The organism is Rhizobium sp. NZLR11 (assembly GCF_019685115.1).
Lineage (GTDB): Bacteria > Pseudomonadota > Alphaproteobacteria > Rhizobiales > Rhizobiaceae > Rhizobium.
Window position 1 is genome coordinate 1 of sequence record NZ_JABDWD010000043.1, and the last position, 22245, is coordinate 22245.

General features: G+C 57.8%; 15 protein-coding genes and 1 pseudogene. 10 read left to right on the forward strand and 6 right to left on the reverse strand.

All coding sequences use genetic code 11. The annotated features are described in order from the left end of the window. Window positions 1-358: 358 nt before the first annotated feature. From HJB83_RS34655 to HJB83_RS33430, 3 genes are all read right to left on the reverse strand, one after another. On the reverse strand, window positions 359-2167 hold the full coding sequence (locus HJB83_RS34655) for a collagen-like protein (protein ID WP_221159841.1): 1809 nt from the start codon (window positions 2165-2167) through the stop codon (window positions 359-361). Window positions 2168-2190: 23 nt separating this feature from the next. Continuing rightward, entirely contained in the window at window positions 2191-2886 is a 696-nt protein-coding gene (locus tag HJB83_RS33425) for an N-acetylmuramoyl-L-alanine amidase (protein WP_221159842.1), read from the reverse strand. An 81-nt stretch (window positions 2887-2967) separates the two neighbouring features. After that, window positions 2968-4119, reverse strand: a complete 1152-nt coding sequence (locus HJB83_RS33430; RefSeq protein ID WP_221159843.1) for a hypothetical protein — start codon at window positions 4117-4119, stop codon at window positions 2968-2970. Between the two features lie 515 nt (window positions 4120-4634). Here HJB83_RS33430 and HJB83_RS33435 point away from each other — a divergent pair. The 5 genes from HJB83_RS33435 (at window position 4635) to HJB83_RS33450 (ending at window position 14061) form a co-directional block, all read left to right on the forward strand. Next, window positions 4635-5270, forward strand: a complete 636-nt coding sequence (locus HJB83_RS33435; protein WP_221159844.1) for a glycoside hydrolase family 25 protein — start codon at window positions 4635-4637, stop codon at window positions 5268-5270. 125 nt (window positions 5271-5395) lie between these two features. After that, window positions 5396-8965, forward strand: coding sequence for a S8 family serine peptidase (locus HJB83_RS33440; RefSeq protein ID WP_221159845.1), 3570 nt, complete (start codon window positions 5396-5398; stop codon window positions 8963-8965). A gap of 128 nt (window positions 8966-9093) precedes the next feature. After that, window positions 9094-10359 (forward strand): hypothetical protein, encoded by a 1266-nt coding sequence (locus tag HJB83_RS33445; RefSeq protein ID WP_221159846.1) that lies wholly within the window; start codon window positions 9094-9096, stop codon window positions 10357-10359. A 684-nt stretch (window positions 10360-11043) separates the two neighbouring features. Further along, complete coding sequence (locus HJB83_RS34480; protein ID WP_259671480.1) at window positions 11044-11166, forward strand: hypothetical protein; 123 nt, start codon at window positions 11044-11046, stop codon at window positions 11164-11166. Window positions 11167-11184: 18 nt separating this feature from the next. Beyond that, window positions 11185-14061, forward strand: coding sequence for a hypothetical protein (locus tag HJB83_RS33450; protein WP_311044508.1), 2877 nt, complete (start codon window positions 11185-11187; stop codon window positions 14059-14061). 70 nt (window positions 14062-14131) lie between these two features. On the opposite strand, the gene HJB83_RS34485 is transcribed toward HJB83_RS33450, so the two are convergent. The 3 genes from HJB83_RS34485 to HJB83_RS33455 are packed head-to-tail and all read right to left on the reverse strand — an operon-like array spanning window position 14132 to window position 16097. Continuing rightward, complete coding sequence (locus tag HJB83_RS34485) at window positions 14132-14407, reverse strand: hypothetical protein (protein WP_259671485.1); 276 nt, start codon at window positions 14405-14407, stop codon at window positions 14132-14134. Beyond that, entirely contained in the window at window positions 14305-14643 is a 339-nt protein-coding gene (locus HJB83_RS34490; protein ID WP_311044509.1) for a DNA/RNA non-specific endonuclease, read from the reverse strand. The genes HJB83_RS34485 and HJB83_RS34490 overlap by 103 nt, the downstream gene beginning before the upstream one ends. Beyond that, entirely contained in the window at window positions 14628-16097 is a 1470-nt protein-coding gene (locus HJB83_RS33455) for a serine protease (protein ID WP_259671481.1), read from the reverse strand. The genes HJB83_RS34490 and HJB83_RS33455 overlap by 16 nt, the downstream gene beginning before the upstream one ends. 364 nt (window positions 16098-16461) lie before the next feature. On the opposite strand from HJB83_RS33455, the gene HJB83_RS33460 reads away from it, so the two are divergent. The 5 genes and pseudogenes from HJB83_RS33460 to HJB83_RS33480 all read left to right on the forward strand — a co-directional run. Continuing rightward, window positions 16462-19386, forward strand: coding sequence for a hypothetical protein (locus HJB83_RS33460; RefSeq protein ID WP_221159847.1), 2925 nt, complete (start codon window positions 16462-16464; stop codon window positions 19384-19386). 136 nt (window positions 19387-19522) lie between these two features. Further along, the gene (locus HJB83_RS33465; RefSeq protein ID WP_259671482.1) at window positions 19523-20620 is read left to right on the forward strand and encodes a hypothetical protein; all 1098 of its coding nucleotides are present in this window, start codon (window positions 19523-19525) and stop codon (window positions 20618-20620) included. Window positions 20621-20631: 11 nt separating this feature from the next. Then, the gene (locus HJB83_RS33470) at window positions 20632-21672 is read left to right on the forward strand and encodes a heparin lyase I family protein (protein WP_221159848.1); all 1041 of its coding nucleotides are present in this window, start codon (window positions 20632-20634) and stop codon (window positions 21670-21672) included. Between the two features lie 66 nt (window positions 21673-21738). After that, a complete protein-coding gene (locus HJB83_RS34495; RefSeq protein ID WP_259671483.1) occupies window positions 21739-22056 on the forward strand; it encodes a hypothetical protein in 318 nt (105 codons plus the stop codon). Between the two features lie 48 nt (window positions 22057-22104). Next, a pseudogene (locus tag HJB83_RS33480) lies at window positions 22105-22245 on the forward strand (IS6 family transposase); the annotation flags it as partial.

Sequence of the window (22245 nt, forward strand, 5' to 3'; positions counted from 1 at the left end):
CTTTCGGGTAATGGCTGCCTTTGAAATCGACCATGATCTGGAACTCAACCTGCCTGCTCATCTTCAACCCAGATCTATGGCATCACCAACCTGGCGGCAAATGTGCTGAGAAATTTGCGACAGAACCTCTCTAACTGGCCCAACTGTCGCATTACTAAATAGCCGCTACAAGTGTCGGTGGCGTAAGAGGTATTTATGGAACTTTGCGCCACCTCGGGAGAACGCCGAACCGGCTTAGTCTAGGCAGATGACCTGGTGCACCCTGTTTTTTGGTTCGGCTTCTAACCGGAGCAGGATGGATGTTCAGCGCAGCGGTTGGGAACGCTTCCAAGCTACCGCGACCAACCCGATCGTGATGTTAAAAAAGGCTCTTGTCGATGACTGCTCGATCTTGCCAAGCCCGCTCGCTGTCATCCTTTCCGGTCCGCAGTACAATCGTCCCGGACTTCCCGCCCAGGCCGAGCAGGCCAGGTCTGCCACCGAGACCCGCCTCGCCGGCCCGACCGCCACGGCCGGCTGATCCGCAAAAACCGCGCGTTTCGCCCTCCCGCCCTCCGGCGCCGCCGGCTCCCCCTGTTCCGCCATGACCGCCTTCGCCCCCTTGGCCGCCGGTTGTCGAAACAGTAATCATCCCGTCGTTGACAACCTCCTGCAGCGTGATCCACACCTTACCTCCATCGCCGCCCCGCCCGCCGGTGCTGCCCCCGCCACCTGCGCCGCCGGCACCGCCATCGCCACCGCGACCGGGTCCTGATTGGCAGTCAAATAGACCTGCTCGGGACGGAACGCCCTCCGCACCGCTCCCGCCTCGGCCGCCTTCGCCACCCCATCCGCCCATTCCTCCGTCCTGCCCGACCGCATTGACCGTCAGTTGTCCTTCAAAACGACGAGCAACAAGCACGACGTTGCCGGCGGCGGAGCCCGCCGACGGAGGCGGCGTTCCGTCGCCTCCCGTTGCGCCGGGTGCGCCGGATGCGCCTGGCACTGCACCGGAAGGTCCATCGATACCGCGCGCGCCTGGAGCGCCAGCCTGCGAAGGAATGTCGAAAGCAGAGATTGTCGCGCCGTTTCCGACGATGACCTCGGAATTGATCGACAGGTCAAAACCATGCGTAATCAACCGAACCGGAAGAATGCAGGTTGTCCCCGCTTTGGACGGGCCCACGACGTTGTGTGTCAGGACATAGGTGGGCCGATTTGCACAGACCAAGTCGTCGGACGCGGATGCCACGGATGGGATATTGGGACTACTTTGGGCAGCCTGGTTCTGCGTGGGCGTAGAAAGAGGAGCCTCCACCATGAAGGATCGTTTCCACGACGGTGCAGCAATGCCAAACGCATCCGTTATCCGCAATTCCAACGCGATGGACCCGGCGTCCGGCGGCGCAGTCAGCCCGTAGATCGTGTCGATACTCACGAGTTGACCATCCTGATACCATTCGCGCTTCAAACTATCGGATTTCTGGTCGAAATCGAACGAATGACTGGAATCAAGCGACAGTGGATTGGTTGGGGCAAGCACCGTCGGCATTGGTACCTTGTCGGAGGTCACGAGAACGGTCGGCGCGCGCGCCGGCTGCACATCGATGCCCACGCTTGCGGTTGCCGTCTTGGAACAACTCGATCTCCAGATCAAGGCCGACCTGATGATGCCGCAAGGATCGCCGTCCTCAACCACCAGCGTCACGGTATAGAGACCCTGATCTGTAAATGTGTGCTCAAACGAGCGGCAGGGAGCGTGATAAGGGCTACAGGTGAGCGAGACCTCCTCGGTTTCGACGCTGCCATTGACCTGCCATGTGAAGGAGAGTTCGTTGCTCTCAAGGGTATCGACGCTACCCTTGTTCGGCCCCTGGACGCTGTCCACGTCCCCCGATCGGTCGGCGAAGAAAAGGACCGTTTGGCCGACAGGAATCCTCGCATAGCTGCTGATGCCCGAACCTTCAGGTTTGCTGGAAGAGACCTGAGGCGACGCCTTCGTTGCCAAATTAAAGGAGATCTCCGCCACGGGCGGCGTGTTCGTCTCAAAAATTTTGCTGTTCAACCCGATCAGCGCCACGAGTATCGCCGAGGCAAAAGTCAGCAGTGTGCCGAGGTTTTCCGACCACCACGACTTCTTCGGCTTCTTTTCCGGCGCGACATGGTCATCGTCGTCATCCTTCGACATGATAGCACCTCGCTATTGCCGCACTAAGCCTCATCCACTCGAGGTCGATTTTTTGGCGGCTTTCTTGCACCTTGTTCGGTGGCGGCCATGGCAGCAGGTCCCGCCGATGCAATCAACGGCGCAAGTCGAACGCCGGCAAGTTGCTTGGCTCTATCGAGAATGACGCTCCACTCCAGATTTCCCGGATCCCAGTGAGTATCGGGACTAGGACAGTCGCCATGACCAAACCAACCGCCGTGCTCACCAAACTTCCCCGACGATCGATGTGGATTCCGGCCAGCCTTGCCAAAATCGCCATCGGGCCAAGGATGCTCCAAAGGAATGCCGTACTCAATGGCGCAGACCGCCATCAAGGACGCTAACGCTGCGACAGTCTCATCATCGGGGATCCAAGGATTCTCTTTTGAAAAGCCGATCATTTCGATTTGAACGATCGCCCGATTGTTGTGCGCCTTTAGTGCGGCGCCGATGGTTCCGACTTGGACAAGCTGGGCGACGCGAACCTTTTGTGCATCTGCATCGAAGCCAAGCATGAAATGCGGGGCGAAATGCTGTTTGAAGATCGCAAGGCTTCCGGCCCATCCGCCCTCGGTCGTATGAAGAACTCCCGTCCTCGGTGCGCCGAGGGGCACTGCCTCATTGAAATGGGGGATGCCTCCTATGTGAGCGATCGGGAATTTGCCTGCTTGATCCAGCCAAGCCCTGACAGTACCAGCCATTGCATTTCCTCCCTTTAGACCAGAAGCAAAATTGCTCGCAGATGCACTCAATGCAGTATTCCACCCCGCGACCGGCATGGCCTAGAGAGTCACGTCGAAATCTACCACTGACCCAGGCGCGAAGGCATAGGATTGGGGGATCGGGACGAAGGTATCACCGGTCTTCTCAAGGCTTTTTCCAGCGGCATCGGAAAATATGTCCGTCCCCGCGCTGTCACGACCGTGAATGATAAAGGCGTACTCCATCTTGGGGTCCACCTCGATGCCCGCACTCATCGGGACTCGCGAGACATCCCGCCAGAAATATTTTCGAAGCCGCCCGACAATGCTCTGTGCGTGCACAACGCCCAACAGTTGCCGAGGACTGCCCGCATCGACAAACGGCTTGACCTGCTGCATGACCTCCACGACATTGACGGCCTTCTTCCGACGTATCTTCATGGCAACCCAAGCCTTTGTTTGCGGCGGCTTTGGCGCAACATCCTCTATTTTGCGATTCTCCCGCAGATTGAGCGCGACCATGAGTGCATTGACGCTCGCACTGCCGCCTGCGAGCACGAGAGCGGTAAGGAGAGTGGTCTCAAGCGTTGGTGTGGCAGCAATGCCATACGTCTGGAGAAGGCTCGCGACGAAATCGACGTGAAATCCTCTAACGATCAAATAGGCGGCAACAAACATGACGAGCGTGCGGACTCCGCGCCCGTCGAAGAACTCAAGAAAGACACGCCAGTTGAACAGGACTGCGAATGCGGATTCCAATATGACCGCCATGACCAACATCGCGAACAGGAGCCGCACAGCCTTGCCAATCAATGCAGGATCGTCCGATGTGGGCGACGTCGAAACCTCGATCAAAACAGTGCGTAACGCGCCACCACTGGCGAACGTTAGTGCCGCTTCTGCGTCCGACCCCGCGGGAGCGCTGTAGATCAACGCCCAATACGGACTGCCTGTGGCACCCACTTCCGACGTTACCAGATGAGTGCCTGGCGGTGCCGTTCCCGAGAGCTCAATCTTGTTGTTGCTTTCCGAAACAACGACAGATGTACCCGGCCGAACGAAAAGTCGATCGACATCGGCCATTGCAGGCGACGCGAAAGCGACCAACGCGACAAGGTAGAGCATCATTGTCGACTGCAAGAGAGACCTGGAGAAAGCAACAGAACCCACCGCCACAAATTGGGCAGTCTGGCCCGCCTGCCAAGTCGTGTTCGCGACTGCACTTTCGTCCATCAGTCTGAACCCCCGTATTCTAGTCTAGCCCAGCGCGCGGGCTCGTTGCTATTGCGCGTGGACGCAAATTCCATCGACGATCGCTTTCCCACGGCCCCGTCCAGCGATGATTTTTTGACATCGCAGACGAATTTCGTCCAGGTAGCTCGAGCGAGCCTTACCCGGGGTAGATAATTTTAGCTTGGATCGAAGTCCTATTTACAATTAATAGGCGATCTGCAATATAGTTCAAGTAGTATTTCGTATCTGTGCAGCGCTATGTAGTCCTGTCGGTCACGCATTATTCGCGTCGCCGAAGCGTGAGGCCTGTTGTATTCGGCTGCGGGGCCGTCGAGTGCATTAGATGACAATAAAAGCTTGCATTTTGAGACCCGTTGGAAGCAACCGACAGGCGAGATGGCGCTGTCGGAGGACTTTCGACAACGTCGAACGGGCATCGTGGCTCACTAGCAACGATGGATTTTGTCTGGAGATTACGGGACATTGAAAATTTCTGCCATTTAAGGGAGGAACAAATGGCCGAGGTTCCAAGAATTATTGATCTATACCACGGAGATAGCGTGACGAGCTTCGACGCGGCACGTACGGCCGGCCTGCAGGCGGTCATCCATAAGGCGACCACGGGAGCAAGCGGACGAGATAACAAGTATGCCGAACGGCGGTCGGCAGCGCTCAAATCCGGGTTGCTTTGGGGCGCCTACCATTGGGGTACCGCCGCTCCGGTGGTCCAACAGATAGACAATTTTCTGCAATTTGCAGATCCCGACAAAAGGACGTTGGTCGCGCTGGATTTCGAACGTACTCGAGGAAACCAGATGTCTATTGAGCAGGCTGCCGCGTTTCTCAAAGGCATTGCGGACAAGCTGGGCCGAAAGGCTGTCATTTACGGTGGCTCCCTACTCAAGGAGAGCCTCGGTAACAGCAAGAACGAGTTCTTTGGTTCACATAGGCTGTGGCTTGCTCAATATGGTGACACGCCTACCCCTCACAAAAGCTGGCAAGATTACTGGTTGTGGCAGTACACCGACGGAGGCCGCAACGGCCCTGGACCCAAGAAGGTGCCGGGCGTTGTTGGCAACACCAAGGGACAAATTGATTGCGACCAGTATCGTATGCCATTTGCACAGCTAAAAGCCGAGTGGGCGTCCTAAGCTAGTTATGCCTACGCGGTGGATGACATGCATTCGGCCGCCTTGCTGCCAATGGTTGGTGTTGGATAAATTCCAAGATTGCCTTCAACCAGGCTGTTTTGGACAACAGAATTCCGAGAGAAAAAATGGCCACGGAAATTCACTCCACCCGCATCCTCGTCAGGGCCAGACAAGAACTCGCTCATGTGCAATTGCCCCTGGTCACCGGGAAGCCACTGTCTGTTGCGGCAACGCCTTTTCTAGGCAGCATTGCTGCCCAACCCAATATCGGCGCGGCTTCCCCACCGACTTGGCACGTTGTCGATCCCGGAGCGGAGCTCGGGGAGAACCCCTGGGACATCTGCCATCGCCTCGTGCGCGGCCAGCCCCCTATGGCAGCACAGCAGTTAATTGATTTTGCAGAGCCGGATCTTCCACAAAGATGGTTGGTCGAGGATCCAGGCCCCGTCGGGCTGCAGCTTGCGATGAGCTGCGATGGACCGGAAAAGCAGAATGTGAAATATCCCGGCAAGCCGGACAACTACTGGATGCGCGACGCCGATCACTCGGAGTTCCCCCCTCCCCCACCCGCAGCCCCGGCAACGGCGCGGGTGCGAGTTGCCCATTTGGACACGGGCTACAGCGATACTCATAAGAGTAAGCCACATTTTCTCAACGTGACCCTGCAGCGCAATCTCGTCGACGACGGTCGTCCTGACGACGCTCGCGACATGACCACCGGTCCGTTCACCAACCTCGGGCACGGTACGGGAACCCTTAGTATCCTCGCGGGCACGATGGTGGAACCAGGAAAGCCACTGGGAGGCGCGCCTTACGCAGAGATAGTACCGGTACGCGTCTCCGACCGTGTCGAGCTCTTTTACAACAGCGCGATCGCGAAGGCTTTCGACTACGTCCTTCAACTGTGCCGAAATCCGCTGACCCGCGTGGACGTCATTACGATGAGCATGGGTGGTCTTGCGTCCCAGGCCTGGGCCGACGCCATAAACGCCCTCTACGAGCAAGGAGTCTTCGTCGTGACGGCGGCGGGGAACAATTATGGAAACCTGCCGACCCGCAATATCGTCTATCCCGCACGTTTCAACCGTGTGGTTGCCGCTTGCGGCGTGATGGCAAATGGCCAACCTTATGCCGACCTTCCCGTCAGCATCATGGCAGGCAACTACGGCCCTCCCAGCAAGATGGCGACCGCGATGTCGGCGGCGACCCCCAATACACCGTGGGCGCGGATCGGGTGCGCAAATATCGTCGATCATGACGGGAATGGCACGTCGTCGGCAACACCGCAGATCGCGGCAGCCGCGGCGCTCTGGATCGAGAAAAATCGCGGTGCGATCGACGCCTACCCCGAAGACTGGATGCGCGTTGAGGCCGTCCGCCAGGCGTTGTTTTCGACAGCGACCGTAATAGCGACAGAAAGACACCGCCTTGGGCATGGTGCCTTGAAGGCTGCTCATGCGCTGGACGTCCAAGCGCCATCGGCAGGGTCGCTCGTCAGGCAACCGAAGGACAGCGTCAATTTCGGATTTCTCAACATACTGCTGGGTGCCAATCTCGGCATAGTAGCCGGGAACAGCCAGTCCATGCTGGAGCTTGAGGCGCTCCAACTGTCGCAATCTGCCAAGGTCGAAGCCGTACTGCCGGACCCGACGATCCCTCCCGAAACGCTGTCTTCAAAGGCGTGCGAGGATCTACGCGAGGCCTTGCTGGCCCATCCCAATATCTCCAACAGGTTGCGCCAGACGCTGCAGATCGGCGGCGTTAAAGGTCCACCCCCTCCGCGTGCTGCCACGGATGCAGCTGGCAGCCAACCCTCGCACAAGCCTCCAAGCCTGATCGAGGCATTCCAACTCTCGCGCGCTATCAGGCCCGAAAGGCTTCCCCCTGCTCGCAGGCGATTGCGAGTGTTTGCCCTGGATCCATCGTTGGGGACCGAGTTTTCCACGGCCGGAATCAACGAGGCGATCATCGACGTCCCGTGGGAAGACGGCCTCCGGCCGGGGCCAATCGGCGAATACATCGAAATTATCGACGTCGACCCCGCCAGCCGTCTCGCCTACGCGCCCGTCGACCTCAATGCACCCCACATACTGGCCGAAGACGGCTTGCCGCCGTCGGAAGGCGATCCCCAGTTTCACCAGCAGATGTGCTATGCCGTTGCGATGCGCACAATCGAATACTTCGAACGGGCGCTCGGGCGGCGTGCACTTTGGGCACCGAGGATTACCAGAGCTGACGCGACCGTCCATGAGACGTACATTCAGCGCCTTCGCATCTACCCGCATGCAATACGAGCCAAGAATTCTTTCTATAGTCGCGAGCTAAAGGCGCTGCTCCTTGGATATTTTTCGGCGCCGTCCTTTGCCGGCTCGGGCCTGCCGCAAGGCATAACGTTCTCCTCGCTTTCTCACGACATCATCGCGCACGAGACCACGCATGCGTTGCTGGACGGACTCCATCGCCGGTTCAGCGAGGCGACCAATCCCGACGTCCTTGCCTTTCATGAAGCATTTGCTGACATCGTGGCGATATTCCAGCATTTTACCATGCCGCAGGCGCTCAAGCATGCGATCCGCGCGACCCGCGGAAATCTGCAACACGACAGCTACCTCTCCCAGTTGGCGATCGAGTTTGGACAGTCGTTCGACGGTAGCTTCAACCCCCTTCGCGACGCACTTGGAAAAATGGAAGACGGCGTCTACAAACCGGCGCGGCGAACGGACTACAATCCGGACCTTGAAGCCCATAGTCTCGGCGGCGTGCTGCTGAGTGCGGTATTCTCGGCTTTCGTGACGACCTACCAGGACCGCGCTGACAAGTTGACGAGGCTGGCGACAGGTGGATCAGGCGTATTAGCTTCGGGGGACGTCCCGGCCGCCCTGGTCGATGCCCTAGCGGACGAAGCCAGCAAGGTCGCACGGCAAGTTCTGCGAATGTGTATCAGGGCGCTCGATTACTGCCCGCCGATCGACATTACGTTCGGTGACTATCTGCGTGCATTGATCACGGCAGATCAGGACCTGGTTCCGGATGATCCGAGGCATTACCGCGTCGCCTTCGTCGCTGCGTTTCGTGACCGTGGGATCTATCCCAGCGGCGTTCACCATCTTTCTCCCGGGAATCTCGTCTGGGAACCACCGCCCCTTCCCTTTGGTCCACTGTCGGATGTCCTTGCCCAGTTATCCCTGAACTGGGACATGCTGGTCGACAGGCGCAAGGCCTATGATAGCGCCAGAGCGAATGCTGCAACATTTCGGACTTGGCTAATAAATGCAGCGTCCAACGATTTGCTCGAGGCACTGGGCTTCGAGCGGGTCCCCGGCCCAATGAAAATCGGTGACGTTTCCGGCAACCTCCATGGAATCGAGGTCCACTCCGTACGCCCGGCAAGGCGGATTGGGCCCGATGGCCAGAGCAGGACCGATCTCGTTATCGAGATCACACAGACTTTTTACCCAGAGTCGGGGTTCGTCGCCACCTATCGTGGCGGCTGCACGATGCTGGTTGACCTGGTGACCAAGGAAGTTCGCTACCTCGTTCGCAAGCGGCTCGGAAATGCGCAACGGCTAGATGGCCAAATGGCCTACCGCGAAGGCATCAACTCGCTGTCGGACACCTATTACGCCGAGCCTCCTGGGGGAGCCGAACCTTTCGCGATCCTGCATCGACAACAGGTGCCGGGGGAGACAGTATGACTAGGCAACCATCGAGGAAGGCTTCGCGGCGAACGCCAGTAGCAAAGGTTGAGGCACCTCGGCCTGACGGGTCTCCTATGGAACTCCTGCCAGGCACGACGGGAAGCGGTCCAAGAGCGAAGATCCGCATGTACCGCCAGGGCCTGGGCGATTGCTTTCTCATCAGCCTGCCGAGGACCGCGGGCCAGGAGCCTTACAAGATCATGATTGATTGTGGCGTCATCCTTGGTACTTCGGACGCGGCGGTCAAGATGACCAAGGTTGTCGACCATATTGCAGCGGACACGAAGGGACACGTGGATATTCTAGTGGTGACACACCAGCACTGGGACCATGTTTCCGGCTTCTTGGAAGCAGACACTGCGTTTGACCGCCTGAAGTTCGACCATGTCTGGTTTGCCTGGACCGAAGATCCCGACAACGAGCTTGCCAGGCGCCTGCGGCAGGAACAATCCCATGCAATTTCCCAACTGAGACTGGGTGCGTCAGCGATGCGCATCGCCGGGAACAGCGACCAGGCCGACGACATCGAAAACCTGCTCGGCTTCTTTGGCGTCGCGGGAAGCACTACAGAAGATGCGATGAAGAAAGCGGCATCGAAGGGAAAGGTACGATACTGCGACCCGAAGGACCCGCCTTTGGAATTGGCGGATCCAGCCGTAAAGATCTACGTGCTGGGTCCGCCTCAGGATGAGAAGGCGCTGCACAAGACCCTGGCATCGGCCAGCACTCCGGAAACATATGGCTTGGCGGCCTACGGTCTTGCTGAAAGCGCCGCGGATGCACTCGGTCCGTGCGACGATTCTGCTCCCTTTGGCGCAATGAACGCCATCCCCTACTCAAGCGCCCGGGCTCTCGACTTCTTCGAGGCGAATTATTTCGGCCCGGGCAATGATGCCCCTCTCTGGCGGCAGATCGAAACCTCCTGGCTCGATAGCTCCACCGAGCTTGCTCTGGCGCTTGACAGCTATACCAACAACACTAGCCTTGTCCTGGCTATTGAGTTTCCAGATGGAGACGTCTTGCTATTTGTCGCAGACGCTCAGGTTGGCAACTGGCTATCGTGGCAGCAGGTAAGCTGGGACGTCCAAGGCCGTACCGTCAAGGCGCAGGACCTTGTATCGCGGAGCATCTTCTACAAGGTCGGCCATCACGGCAGTTCGAACGCTACATTGAAAAAACTCGGTATCGAAGCAATGGATCGACTCGAGTTCGCGATGGTTCCTGTCGATCATGACATGGCAGTGAAGAAGCGATGGGGCAAGCTGCCCTTTGACGCGATTGTCGCAGCGCTCCAGACGAAGGGCGTTACCGTGTTGAGGTCGGATCAGAGGCCTACCAGCGTTGGCAAAGATGTGACCATTACAGACCTGTACATGGAGATAAACCTTTAGTTAGAGTGGGCCGAGAAACGCATATGGCTAACCTCTGTTGGGAGTTGCCATTATCTTCACAGTGCGTTTGATTGTGATCTGCGCGAAACATGTTCGGACGGGCACGCCGCACGAGAAGTCAGATTCGCCGCCCTCAGCACGGCCTTGCGTCCACGGCAGCGGTCAAATGTATCATGCGACCTAGTATCGCGTTGTCGTGGTTCGAACCATATCAAGCGGCGTCGGCGAGCTTGAGGACCATGTGTGGATGACGGGATGGCGGTTGACGTCGTCGATAGATACACAAGACCTCCGCCACCTTCTGCTCGAACTCGCCATCGCGTTGTTCCACAATAGCGCATCTTGTTCGGCTTGATTTCCTCCTGGCCAAGAAGCTTGCTCACCGCAGACGACCTAAACCTGTCGGTTGCCTGCAGTTCAACTGAAATCGTTCCCAGACCAAGTATCTTCCGCATTAGATTCTGAAGGAAGGTTAAAATAAAGATGCAGAGATCATAGTAAAATCCGTTGTTTCGAATCAGATCGTTGATATTTTCACATTTCGGTTAGCAGGCCAGCGTGGGTGCGCACCCATAACGACGTAAATGTACTGAAAAATGGCAGAAATCAATTGTAAGTTGCTAGCTTTACTGGTACTCTCGCATTGTAGGCTCGATTTAAAATTATCTTGGAATGGAGGCGAGCGTGAAAAAGCTGCTCTACATCTTGGCCGCTATTGCGATGGTGTTTGCTATGGAAGGCTTGGCCGCGGGATCGGCCCGACCGGCGCTTGCCGGACCTTGCAATCCTCAACAACAACAATGCTGATCCGTCAATGAAGGTAACGTGAAGGTTGCGGAGGTGTATTCGAAATCTGCGTATTGGCCAGCAACGGTTCCCGACTCGCTATGGCAATTCGGGTTGCTCGCCCCCGGCACGCGTAGAGATTTTCCGTTCGTTGGGATTGCAGTCTCAGGACAGTTCGTATTAGCGTTTGTGGCGGGCTGCGCACTCATATGCGCCTTCGCATGGAGGCGATTTTCAGAGCCGTCCTACGATGTCAACGCGGCTGCGTTCCGCGACTTTAAGGATCTTTCGATCTGGAACCTTAAGGACAGTTTCTCCCTTAGGCGCGCTTATGCCATCTATTGCATCTCCCTGATCTTCGTTTACGCTGCCCTCGCCTTTTTTGGCCGGTTGATTGTCCAGCTCTTCGATGAACTGAACGTTTCGGGATTGCAAATCGGTGTCGGCACGATTGAATTCGATTCTTGGCAATGGCCGCTTTTTCTCGCACTCGGCATATCGGGATTTGCGCCCCTCCTCAACTCACTCGTGCCCGCAGAAAATTGGCTTCGGCGCTTCTCTCACGAGGTGGTTGGCATCCCAACGCGCCTCAAAGAAAAAGCCGTGCGGTTGAAGACGCTGATCGATGGCGCACCCTCGGACATGGCACCGCGAGCCAGCTCCAATTGGGTCAAGATGCTGCTCGAGCCAAAGTTGAACGGCTACTTTGTGCTCGCGAAGAACCTGCAGATCCTGCTGCAATGGTCTTACAAAGAGCACGTGGAATGGTCCGACCCCGAGATCCGTCGAAAGTTAAATGAGTACGAGCGTAACGTTCGCGACGACGCCGAGCTTGCGCTGGCAGACTTCGACTACCTAACCGATGCGGGGAAGATACCGGATTCCATGGTTGCCGCGGACCAGGATCGCCGCAAGGAGTTCGAGAAACGTCTTTGGAGTAATGTTTGTCTGCTCGAGGAGCTGCGAGACCGGTTTTCTGTGATCCTCGCGATATACTGCGAATACGGCTCGCGCTTCGAGAAAATGAAATCCGGGGCGCTGAGAGATAGCATCATCGAAAAGGTCGTGGATCGTCGCGAATTGTCAGCAACAGGCTTACCCCTCTATTGGTTCATTCTCGTTTTGGTCGCGTACTTTCTCGTCGTCAAAGCGCAGTGGCATCCATTGATCTCTTCGGTACCGCTGTCGGATCAGACGGCGGCATTGACGGCTGCCTTGGAGACGTTGAAGGTGTTTTTGCTCGTCTGGCTGCCAACGAGTGGCATCGCGGCTTTTGTCAGCGTGGCCTATGGTCCCGACGATGGTAGTCCAGGTGCTGGTCGGAGTATCGCCTGGTCAACAATCTCTGGAGCACTAGGGGCCGTCGCGGTCGCTTCGCTTGGTATGACGCTCATCGCGCTGCTCTATTCCGCGCTGCCGGCGCGCAACGTCTCCCAGATGTGGCAAAGCCTGATTGGTTCGGGCGCTTGGACGGGAGCACTGCTCTATTTCCTACTCTTGGCGCCTATTGCCGCAATCGTCTATTCTTTCGTCAACTTCGTGCGGGCCCCAGTCCGGGTTCCTTCATTTTCTGTCATCGCCGCTTTTGCCGTTGGCGCGACGTTTGTTACGGCCATCTATCTGGGCGAGATCGTCGTCATGACATCGCCTGGACAATGCACGATCGCCTCGTCGAACGGTGTGACTCCGGTTTCGGTATGGGGGGTTCCGCGTTTAAGAAGACAAGATCTGGAGACATGTTTCGCTTATTATGGGACGCTCGATTTGATCGTGATTCCGCTGTCGGCGCTCTTTTCCGTCCTTGGCCTCACGCCGCGTCGACCGACCGTGGCTGGACGGTCCGCCAAGCTTGGAAAGGCCGCGGCATCCGGGCTTGTGGTTATGCTCGCAGTCGGCCTTGTCGCGTCCTCTGTTTCGGAGGCGCGATCAAAGGATGTGGTCGTTGGGTTTCGGACCGATATTCCGCCTTTCTCCTATCAGGCGCCTTCGGATCAGGGTGGGAAGAACAAGCCATATCTGGGATATCTGGCCGATATCTGCTACGAGATTTTTGACAACAGCGAGTATCGATTGATCGAATCGGCGATCGACAGCAAGAGCCGTTTCTCAGCCATGCGGCAAGCTTCCGATGCCCCGTCGGACGCCACAAAGGTCGATTTACTATGCGATGCGGTGACGATCCGTCTCGACGATCCAGAGCGGATGCAGGCGGGTTTATTCTCTCCAATCGTGTTTGTTTCGGGTGTATCCTATCTGTCGCGGTCTCTTCGGACGTTCAGGGACGTCGAATTGGGGTATCTTGTACCCTCAACCGCGGAACGCGTGGCGAAAGAGGCCTGCACCCTTGATGCGCTGCGTCTCGGCACCTCCACGAAGGCACCGTTCTGCTTCACTGGAGATCGATCAGACTGCCTCACACAAAGGCCAGCGATCCAGACCACCTCCGAACCCACAAAGTCGCTTAGCGAGCGAAATTCGACCGTACCCTCGTATGTGCTCTGCCCGATGGACGATCACGACAAGCTGATTGCCTGGTTCTGCAGTGATTCCGCTCGCGACAAAGTATATGTCGGCGACCGTGAGATTATTCTTGGGAAACTTGCGGCTTGGAAAGCGGCCGGAAAGGCGTGCGACGGAGTCCGTGATCCGTTCCAATCTTTCACATATGAACCGTACGCTCTGGTTGTCTCGAAAGCGGATCCGGTTCTCTTCGCATTCGTTCAACGCCGTATCTATGAGCTGTTCTCACACCGAGCCGGAGCAGAAGCGCTATTTTACAAATGGTTTCCCGCGCAGACGATGTCGGAGCCTTTGGCGTGGTTGTTCAGTCTGAACGGCGTGATGGAGCAAGATCAATTACTGGGCGGAAAGAAGGGGTTTCCGAACATCAAGCCGCATCAGCGGTTGCCAAACTGAACGTGAGCTGAAACCGAAACCCAGCTACGGCATCGCGGCAAAAGCGCCTTTCAGGAAGCTTTGTTTAGGGTCAGATTATTACGTCATTGATATCGCTGATCCAACGAGTTTGCCGGGTCGATTCTAACGTCCCCTGCGAATCGAAGGGGCGGATTGCGGAAAAATCGGGCCCAGTCTCGGCTTCAATGGCAGCAATCGTCGCCTGGATCCGACGCTTGCGCATCTGATCGACGGTATAGGGCTTCAGTCCTGAAAACACCTTCGCCTCATACAGCGCCTGCACATACTGGGTCTGTCCGACAATGAACGCTGCGGCTGCGACTTTGGTCGGGGACTTCTGAAGCACGGCGATCTTCCAGAACGACAGCGGGATTTTCCAAGGACCACCCTTTCCGGCTTTGCCGTAAAGGAATTTTCCCGAAAGATCGGGCCTGTGAAAATGATAAGCCGCTTGTCTGTGCTTTGGGCTTTGTCGAGCAGGTAGTCTTCGAGATTGCCCCAGTCGATGTCATTGTAGGTTTGAACCTGTGGGGCTGCATTGGTGTAGTGGAACGTATCTTGTGCACCTATTTGTGAATCCACCAGCGCCTGGTCCTTATCGGCTGCGCTGCTCCAGCAGGGATCAAGCAGCCGAACCTGGTGCCGCGACTGAATTGCACGGGGTCTTTTCCCTTGTTCTTTTCGTAGAATTCTCCATCCGGCTGGTATGCGGCGGCGATCCGCGCATCGCGTCGCCACGTGTCCTTGCGCGGGCCAGGGTGAACCAGCTTGTTGCCGTCGACATTGACGGCGGTCAGCAGTGGAAACTTCCTGTCCGCTCGGATCACAGATGTGAAATGATGGTATGCCAGCTCGTGCCCGGACCCATCCAGCAGTGGCGCAATCTGGTTTTGAGCCAGCCATGGTGCGTAGATGTTGGGGAGGTCGATCGGCGCACTGAGGAAGAGCGGATCATATCCGGTAACGCCAGCCCAACGCTTGAGCGCCAGCGGCTTTCGGTCCGCTTCAAGCAGGGCTTCTCCTTGGTTACCGCCCTGAGACAGCGGCGGCAGCCCGAGCGAGTTGTCGAGCCGGTCCAGCACCAGGCCTGCCTGTGGCTGTTCGAAGCGCTGTTGTTCGAGCAGGCCGAAGATCGCACTGATGCGGACACCTTCGTTGGCGATCCAGACTTGCTTGCCTTCGGGCCTTCCTGGCTTTTTGGGTTCGGGGACTGCCCTGTGATGCAGGGCCAGTACCTGCCATTGGTCGTTAAGCACCGGAGCTCCGGAGGAGCCCGGCTCCGTATCTGTGGAGTAGTGGATGAAATGGTCAAAATTGATGTCGGGTGCCGCCTGCGGATCGAGGACAATGATCTGGCTGGCCCGAATGGCAATCTGCTTCGGCTCGCTGTTCGGATGCTGGATGATGGTGACCCACTCGCCATCGATCGCCTTGCCGGAAAGCGGGATCAGCGGCAGCCGGCCATAACGGTCGATCGGAACGCCCTCATCCGACAATGGCGTGACCGCGACAAAGGTGATGTCGAGTTCGGCGTTGGTGTAAAAAATCTCGTGCGGACGCAGATTAAACCTGACGCCCTCACCCAGCACGCCATCGATATCGTGCTCGTAACCGAACTCGGCTTCGCACTGGCTGGCTTCGTCAGCGTTGCCGAGGACGTGGTGGTTGGTCAGCAATAGGCGTGGCCCGACCAGAAACCCTGTTCCATACCAGGCGCCGCCATCGCTCGGCACCTTGATCCGGCACACTGCTGCGGCCGCCCGCCGTCCGCGATCAAGGAAATTGATCGACATCAGGTCGCTTTGGCCGATGATGCGCTCGAAACCGTTCGGATCGCTTCGCGGGGATTCGAGGAAATTCTTGCGAGCGGAAAAACGAATATCGGCTTCAGCGCGGGTCCGCCTCAAGCGGCGCTCTTCGGCCGGGACATAATTGGATTCGGCGAGCGCAACCTTTTCCACCTCGACGGACAATGCGGCCGACTGGGTGGCGACGATGTCCTTCTCGCCATCTGACGCTTCCGGGTCCTTTTCCATGCCATGGTCTCCAATCTTGGAAGCAGCAGTGTTGGCTTGGGCGGGTAGGCTTCCGGGCGGCGAAGAGAAGACAACGCGCGGCCCTATGTCATGCAAATCATTGAAGCATATTTCACGCTGAACGCGAACACGCTTTTTCTGTCGTCCCGTTCTGTGCGGCAGCAATCTTCTTCGCTTGATTTGACAGCTTTATGAAACGACCCACGAGACAAGTATCTCCGATGGTTTTTGCTTGTGAGTCCACAAATAAAGTGGAACATATGTTGCACGCCTGACGCGAAGATCGCTATCGGCCTCGAGGGGGACCAGCGGACCATGCGGCAGCGGGAAGTTTGCGCGACTTCGTCGAGTCATAGGGGTAGGCATGACACAATCGCTTGTAACAAGTGCGATCCCGTTCGGCGTCGAAAGAGCCGATCAGGTCGATGCAAAACTCAAGGAATTTCGCCCCGAGCTGTTCGGCAAGGAAGGTCTCGTCCGCAGCGCGCTGCGCGATCAGGGTGTGCATTTTATGTCGATCACCGTGGTTCGTGGCGAAGTTGGAGAGCCGACGCATCTGGTTTTCGAAATGTCGGTCGACGGCGAGCCGCAACATGCCTTCGACACGGTGGGCAGCAAGCTGGCATTATTCGTCAGCGACATCCTGTCGGTGGCCGCAATTCAATCGACAGGTTCGCTCAGCCGCCTTCTCGCATCTCACCATGTTCGCACCGGCCAGGGCCTCTTCGATGTCCCGGGGCTCGACTTCTGCGGTACGCCTGGCATGACAGTGGCGCGGATCAAGCGCGAATATCTGCTCGCCCGCGAACTCCGTTCCTATTTCGACGCCTATCCGGCCGCCGGCGCACCGCTGGGCACGATTGCGCGGGTGCGGGATTTCGTTAAAGCCAATGCCGACCTCGCGCCGCTGCTGGATCCCGAGCCATTTCCTCGCCTTGCCGCCGAAGAGGCGGCCCGCCTTGATTTCGGCTTCATACTGTCTCTTGCCTTCCGGGGGCTGCTCACGTTTTTCTGGCCGGTTCTTTGTTTGCTCGGTCTTTCCGTTATTGCCGCGACGATCGTGGCTGGGCTTTCGCAAGGCTTCGCGGTTGGAGTGATCGCCTTCTTCCTCTCGATCATCACCGCTACTGTGGCCGTGCTGGCAGTCGTTGTGAGTGTCTACCTGGGGCTGCGCCGGCTTGAGGTCGCCAATACGCCAGTCGACACCCTCGTCAATCCGGATGTGATGGCTTCGTTGACCGACGCCGAAAATCTCAAAGATACGCAGCAGAACCATCTTGCCGGCATCTCGATCATGCAGGCCGGGCTGTTGCGCGGCCTGACGCTCAGAATAGCCTTCTGGGTGATCGGGCAGATGGCAACGAGGCGCTTTCGGCCCGGGTTTCTCGGTGATATCAGCACGATCCACTATGCCCGCTGGGTGCGACTGCCGAAGACTAACAAGCTCCTGTTTTTCTCGAACTACGGTGGCAGTTGGGAAAGCTATCTGGAGGATTTCATCACCAAGGCATCCACTGGTCTGACCGCCGCGTGGAGCAATACAGTCGGTTTCCCACGTACCGAAAACCTGTTCTTTAAGGGAGCGACAGATGGCGACCGTTTCAAGCGCTGGGCCCGAAGGCAACAACAGCCGACATGGTTCTGGTACAGCGCCTATCCACATCTGACGACCGCGCGCATTCGCACCAACGCCGCAATCCGCCAGGGACTTGGAATGGTATCAACCGAAGACGAAGCCGCGGCGTGGCTCGGACTGTTCGGCTCAAAGGTAAGGCCGGCGACGTTGATCGAGACTTTCGAGGTCCAGACGCTGCTTTACGGCGGCTTGAGCAAACATCCCTATGCGACATGCATCGCGATCCAGTTATCCGACGATCCCATGCGAGCATGTGCCTGGCTGAAATCGATCGAGGATCAGATCACCTTCGGAGATCAGCCACCCGCCGACAAGGTTTTGATCTGCGCACTGACAGCAGACGGCCTAAGACGGTTGGGCTTACCCCCGGATGTCCAGGATGCCTTCCCGACCGCATTTCGTTTGGGCATGGGTTCGCCCGGTCGGGCCAACCTGCTTGCCGACACCGGTGATGACCAATCCAAACAATGGCTGTGGGGCGGCCCGGAGAATGCGGTCGATGCCGCGCTGCTCATCTATGCAGACTCTGAGCCTGTTCTTGCCTCATACGCCGGGGAATTGATTTCGGGGATTGATGCCGCAGGCGGGCGAGTGTTGCATCGGGTCACGCCGACGCCATTGCCGCAGCCTAAGCCGGGTGAGACGGCAGTGCAGACGGTCCGAGAGCCATTTGGCTTTGCCGACGGAATTTCGCAACCGATCATCAAGGGAACCCGGCGTTGGATGCGCCAGTCGGACGCCATCCATGCGGTCGAGCCAGGGGAGTTTCTGCTCGGCTATCCCGACACGCGTGGCTTCTTCCCACCGTCGCCACAGGTTCCGGCAGCGATGGATCCTGGCAATCTTTTGCCGCTTACCGAGCCTAAGTACTCACGGGGAGCGCTTCAGCCGGATTTTAGCACGAGCGGCGCTACCGCCGCGCGCGACCTCGGGCGGAACGGCACGTTCCTGGTCATCCGCCAGCTCGCGCAGTATGTCGATGTCTTCAACGACTATTTGGGCGACGCGGCCAAACGCTACGCCGATCATCCGGCGGTGCCCGATCAACTCGATCCAGCGCTTTTGCCGGAATGGATCGGCGCCAAGATGGTCGGCCGTTGGAAGGATGGCTCTTCGCTGGTGCGTTACCCGCATGGTCCAGCGACCAGAAAGCAAAACGGGGGACATTTTCGGCCCGACAATGACTTCCTGCCCGGCGCAGAGGATCCGCTCGGCGAGCGCTGTCCTTTGGGCGCGCACATTCGCCGCTCCAATCCTCGCGATAGTCTGGCGCCGGCCTCAAAGGATGAGCTTTCGATCGTCAATCGTCATCGCATCCTGCGTGTTGGACGAGGCTTTGACGCAAGTGGCGCCAATGATCCGGAGGAACAAAAACCCGGCCTTCTCTTCATGTGCCTCAACGCCGACATCGAACGCCAATTCGAATTCGTTCAGCAGACCTGGGCCATGGCTTGGCAGTTTCACGGATTGGAAAACGAGGTCGATCCCATCACCGGCCGTGGCGGCGGCATGGGGCGGCTGACGATACCGTCACCGCGCGGCCCGTTGAACCTGACCGGAATAAAGGATTTCGTGCGGATGCGCGGGGGAGCTTATCTGTTCATGCCGAGCAGGAGCGCGGTGCGGTTTCTCGCTCGACTTGGCAGCAATTAGCAGCCGCTCAAACGCCCCAAGGGACACCGAGCTTGCTGAGACCGAAAGACGGATGGCGCAGCGTCATCGATGACATGCACTTTGCAGATAGAAATCGCGACGCACCGCAGGACTATCCATGAACCCGGAGGGGAAAATGCTGACACGTTCGACATGCATAATGCTCATCTCGATGGTCTTACCGATGCCGGCGGTGGCGGCGGAATTCGCACTGGGCAACTGGAACATTCAAACGCTGGTCTACCCCGGCGACCCCAAGACCGTCTTTCCCGATGACCATATCCGCACCAGCCAAGACTATACCGACCTTAAACACTGGCGGGACGCGGTCTCCGCCGAGGTGATGTTTCTCCAAGAGGTAACAAGCCCGGCAGCACTCGACGCGGTCTTTCCGGTAGCCGACGGTTGGGAGCATTGCATCAGCGGTCAATTCGCGGAGGCCGAGGGTCAGGCCGTCGCTCCTGTTTGTACCAAGAGCGGCATGACCGCCGTCAAACCGACAACCGCGACCCGCGTGCAGTATCCGGCAGTGGTCTTGCGGCCGGACTCACAGCTGAAGATCATCTCCGCGGTAGACTACAAGCCGCTCGATGTCACCTTTGACGACAACGGAACGATCCGCCGGATCCGATGGGGCCTGGACGTCACGATCCAGTCGTCGGCCGGATCGACCTTGCGGGTGCTTGATGTTCATCTGAAGAGCGGCTGCTTCGACGACTTCATCAGTTTCAAGCTTTGGAACACCGACCCGGCGACCGGACAGCCCGCCAGCCGGGCATGCGATACCATCGGTCAGCAGATGTATCCGCTTCGCAAATGGGTGGAGGCGCGCGAAACCGCAGGCGAAGCGTGGATGATTGTCGGTGACTTCAATCGTCGCCTCGACGCCCAACCAGGCGCGATACCTGACGAAGTCTGGATTGCACTGAGCGGCTACAGCGCGGACAAGACCGGTCACGACCGGGATCCGCGATCCGATATCCAACTCTTCCGGCAGCCGTATGAAAACATGTCGACATGCTGGCGCGAGTTTCGCCAGCCGAACCCGTCCGGTATCGCCAACCCTGACGCCTATAACATTCTCCCGATCGAGTTCTTCATTTATGGCACGCGGGCCGCGACCATGATCGTGCCGGAGTCGGAAAAGCAATTTCCTTGGCCGAACCCGACGCCGGCCGACAAGATGCGTCTTTCCGATCATTGCCCGAGCAGTTTGACCCTCAAGATGGAATAGGAGGAAAGGCCATGTACAGGCAATGGAACTGCACATTAGCCCTGATTCTGGTGGTGGCTGGCCCCCCACAGGCGAACGCTGCGTCACCGACGATCCGGGACGAGTTCGATGCCACGAGCGTTTCAGACAACTGGTTTTCATGCAGCCGGGACGAGAACAGTTTCACCTTCGGTCAATTGACAGGCGACGCCAGAACTGCCGCAACGCAGGTCGTCAAGGGCCTGCCGCAAAACAACGTGCTGGCCTTTGCCTGGCGCCCGAAAGGATGTGCCCGGGAAGACGGCTCCTATGACCGCGACGGCAGTGAACGCTCCGAACTATGGGAAGCGCAAAACATTCTGGCACCGATCGGAACCGACATTTGGTACCGGTTTGATATGTTCGTCGACGCCAGCATAACGCCGACCACCGGACGATTTGTCATCGGCCAGTGGAAGCAAACGAATTCTCCGAAGGACGCTCCAGTCCTTGCGCAGCGTTTCAACGGCCGGGCCTTTACTGTGTCCCTTGAGCAGGACAACGCCGATCCTGACCGCGACCCGAAGAACATCCTCTGCCGCGTCTTCATCGCCTCGCAAGAAACTGCCCCGGTCGAACCTGGATTCGGCACCCCACATACGCTCGTCAAGCCGGCGCAGGTCTTCTCCTTGATGAAGACGCAGACACTGTCGGTCGGACACGACACCGACGATCTCGCCCATGGAACAGCACCGTTGTCGCTCCTGAGCTTAACCGGCTGTGCGCAAGGATTGTCGGTCACTCGCTACAATTCGCTGCCCGATCCGTTCGGGAAATGGACCACGATGGTCTACCACCTGCGCCTCGTTTCGGACCAAACAGGTCTGATCGAAATCTGGGCCGACGGTAAAAAGATTTCCAAGACCGAGGGCATCATTGGATTCAAACCGTTTCTGGCAACGGAGAGCCAGTATTTCAAATTCGGATCGTATCGCAACCACGCGGAGTTCGAAACGGTGACGCGCCTTGATCACTTCGTCCGCAGCGAGCGGAAGCAGGATGTCGACCCGGACGGCACGCTCGCGCCGCCTTGATCGACAACGGCTGGCACAGGATCGTAGGCCATGCGGCAACATCTAAATGGAGCGGAGGCTGACGGCATGGTCACACTGAACAAACCTGCATCGCACGGGTCATCCGATCTTTGGCGAATTCTTCTCATCACTTTCGCGTTGCTGGCCCCACCGTCCTTTGCAAAGGCCGGGAATGCCCTCGAGAATGCGATCGAGAATGCGCAGCCTTGCCAGGCTCTAAAGGTAAAGACCGGGTTGTTCACTATCGGCGTGGATCGATTCGAGATAGTTGAAATCGAAGAATTCACCGTCGACGTGCAAGGGGATGTTGCGACGGCAAGAGCCATAGGTTCCCTGACTGGTTCTGTCGCAAATTTCTCAGCGCATTTGCCGCCAGGTTGGTGATGCCATAGATCTGGGTTGAAGATGAGCAGGCAGGTTGAGTTCCAGATCATGGTCGATTTCATAGGCAGCCATTACCCGAAAGAGGTTATTCTATACGCGGTGTTTTTCTACGTCCGATATGCAGTCTCCTATCGTGATCTGGAAGAGATCATGGCCGAGCGCGGCGTTACCGTTGACCACGCGACGCTG

Coding starts and splice junctions, on each gene's coding strand:
- HJB83_RS34655 (WP_221159841.1), bottom strand. CDS start 2,167: ATGTCGAAGGATGACGACGATGACCATGTCGCGCCGGAAAAGAAGCCG.
- HJB83_RS33425 (WP_221159842.1), bottom strand. CDS start 2,886: ATGGCTGGTACTGTCAGGGCTTGGCTGGATCAAGCAGGCAAATTCCCG.
- HJB83_RS33430 (WP_221159843.1), bottom strand. CDS start 4,119: ATGGACGAAAGTGCAGTCGCGAACACGACTTGGCAGGCGGGCCAGACT.
- HJB83_RS33435 (WP_221159844.1), top strand. CDS start 4,635: ATGGCCGAGGTTCCAAGAATTATTGATCTATACCACGGAGATAGCGTG.
- HJB83_RS33440 (WP_221159845.1), top strand. CDS start 5,396: ATGGCCACGGAAATTCACTCCACCCGCATCCTCGTCAGGGCCAGACAA.
- HJB83_RS33445 (WP_221159846.1), top strand. CDS start 9,094: ATGTACCGCCAGGGCCTGGGCGATTGCTTTCTCATCAGCCTGCCGAGG.
- HJB83_RS33455 (WP_259671481.1), bottom strand. CDS start 16,097: ATGGAAAAGGACCCGGAAGCGTCAGATGGCGAGAAGGACATCGTCGCC.
- HJB83_RS33460 (WP_221159847.1), top strand. CDS start 16,462: ATGACACAATCGCTTGTAACAAGTGCGATCCCGTTCGGCGTCGAAAGA.
- HJB83_RS33465 (WP_259671482.1), top strand. CDS start 19,523: ATGCTGACACGTTCGACATGCATAATGCTCATCTCGATGGTCTTACCG.
- HJB83_RS33470 (WP_221159848.1), top strand. CDS start 20,632: ATGTACAGGCAATGGAACTGCACATTAGCCCTGATTCTGGTGGTGGCT.
- HJB83_RS34495 (WP_259671483.1), top strand. CDS start 21,739: ATGGTCACACTGAACAAACCTGCATCGCACGGGTCATCCGATCTTTGG.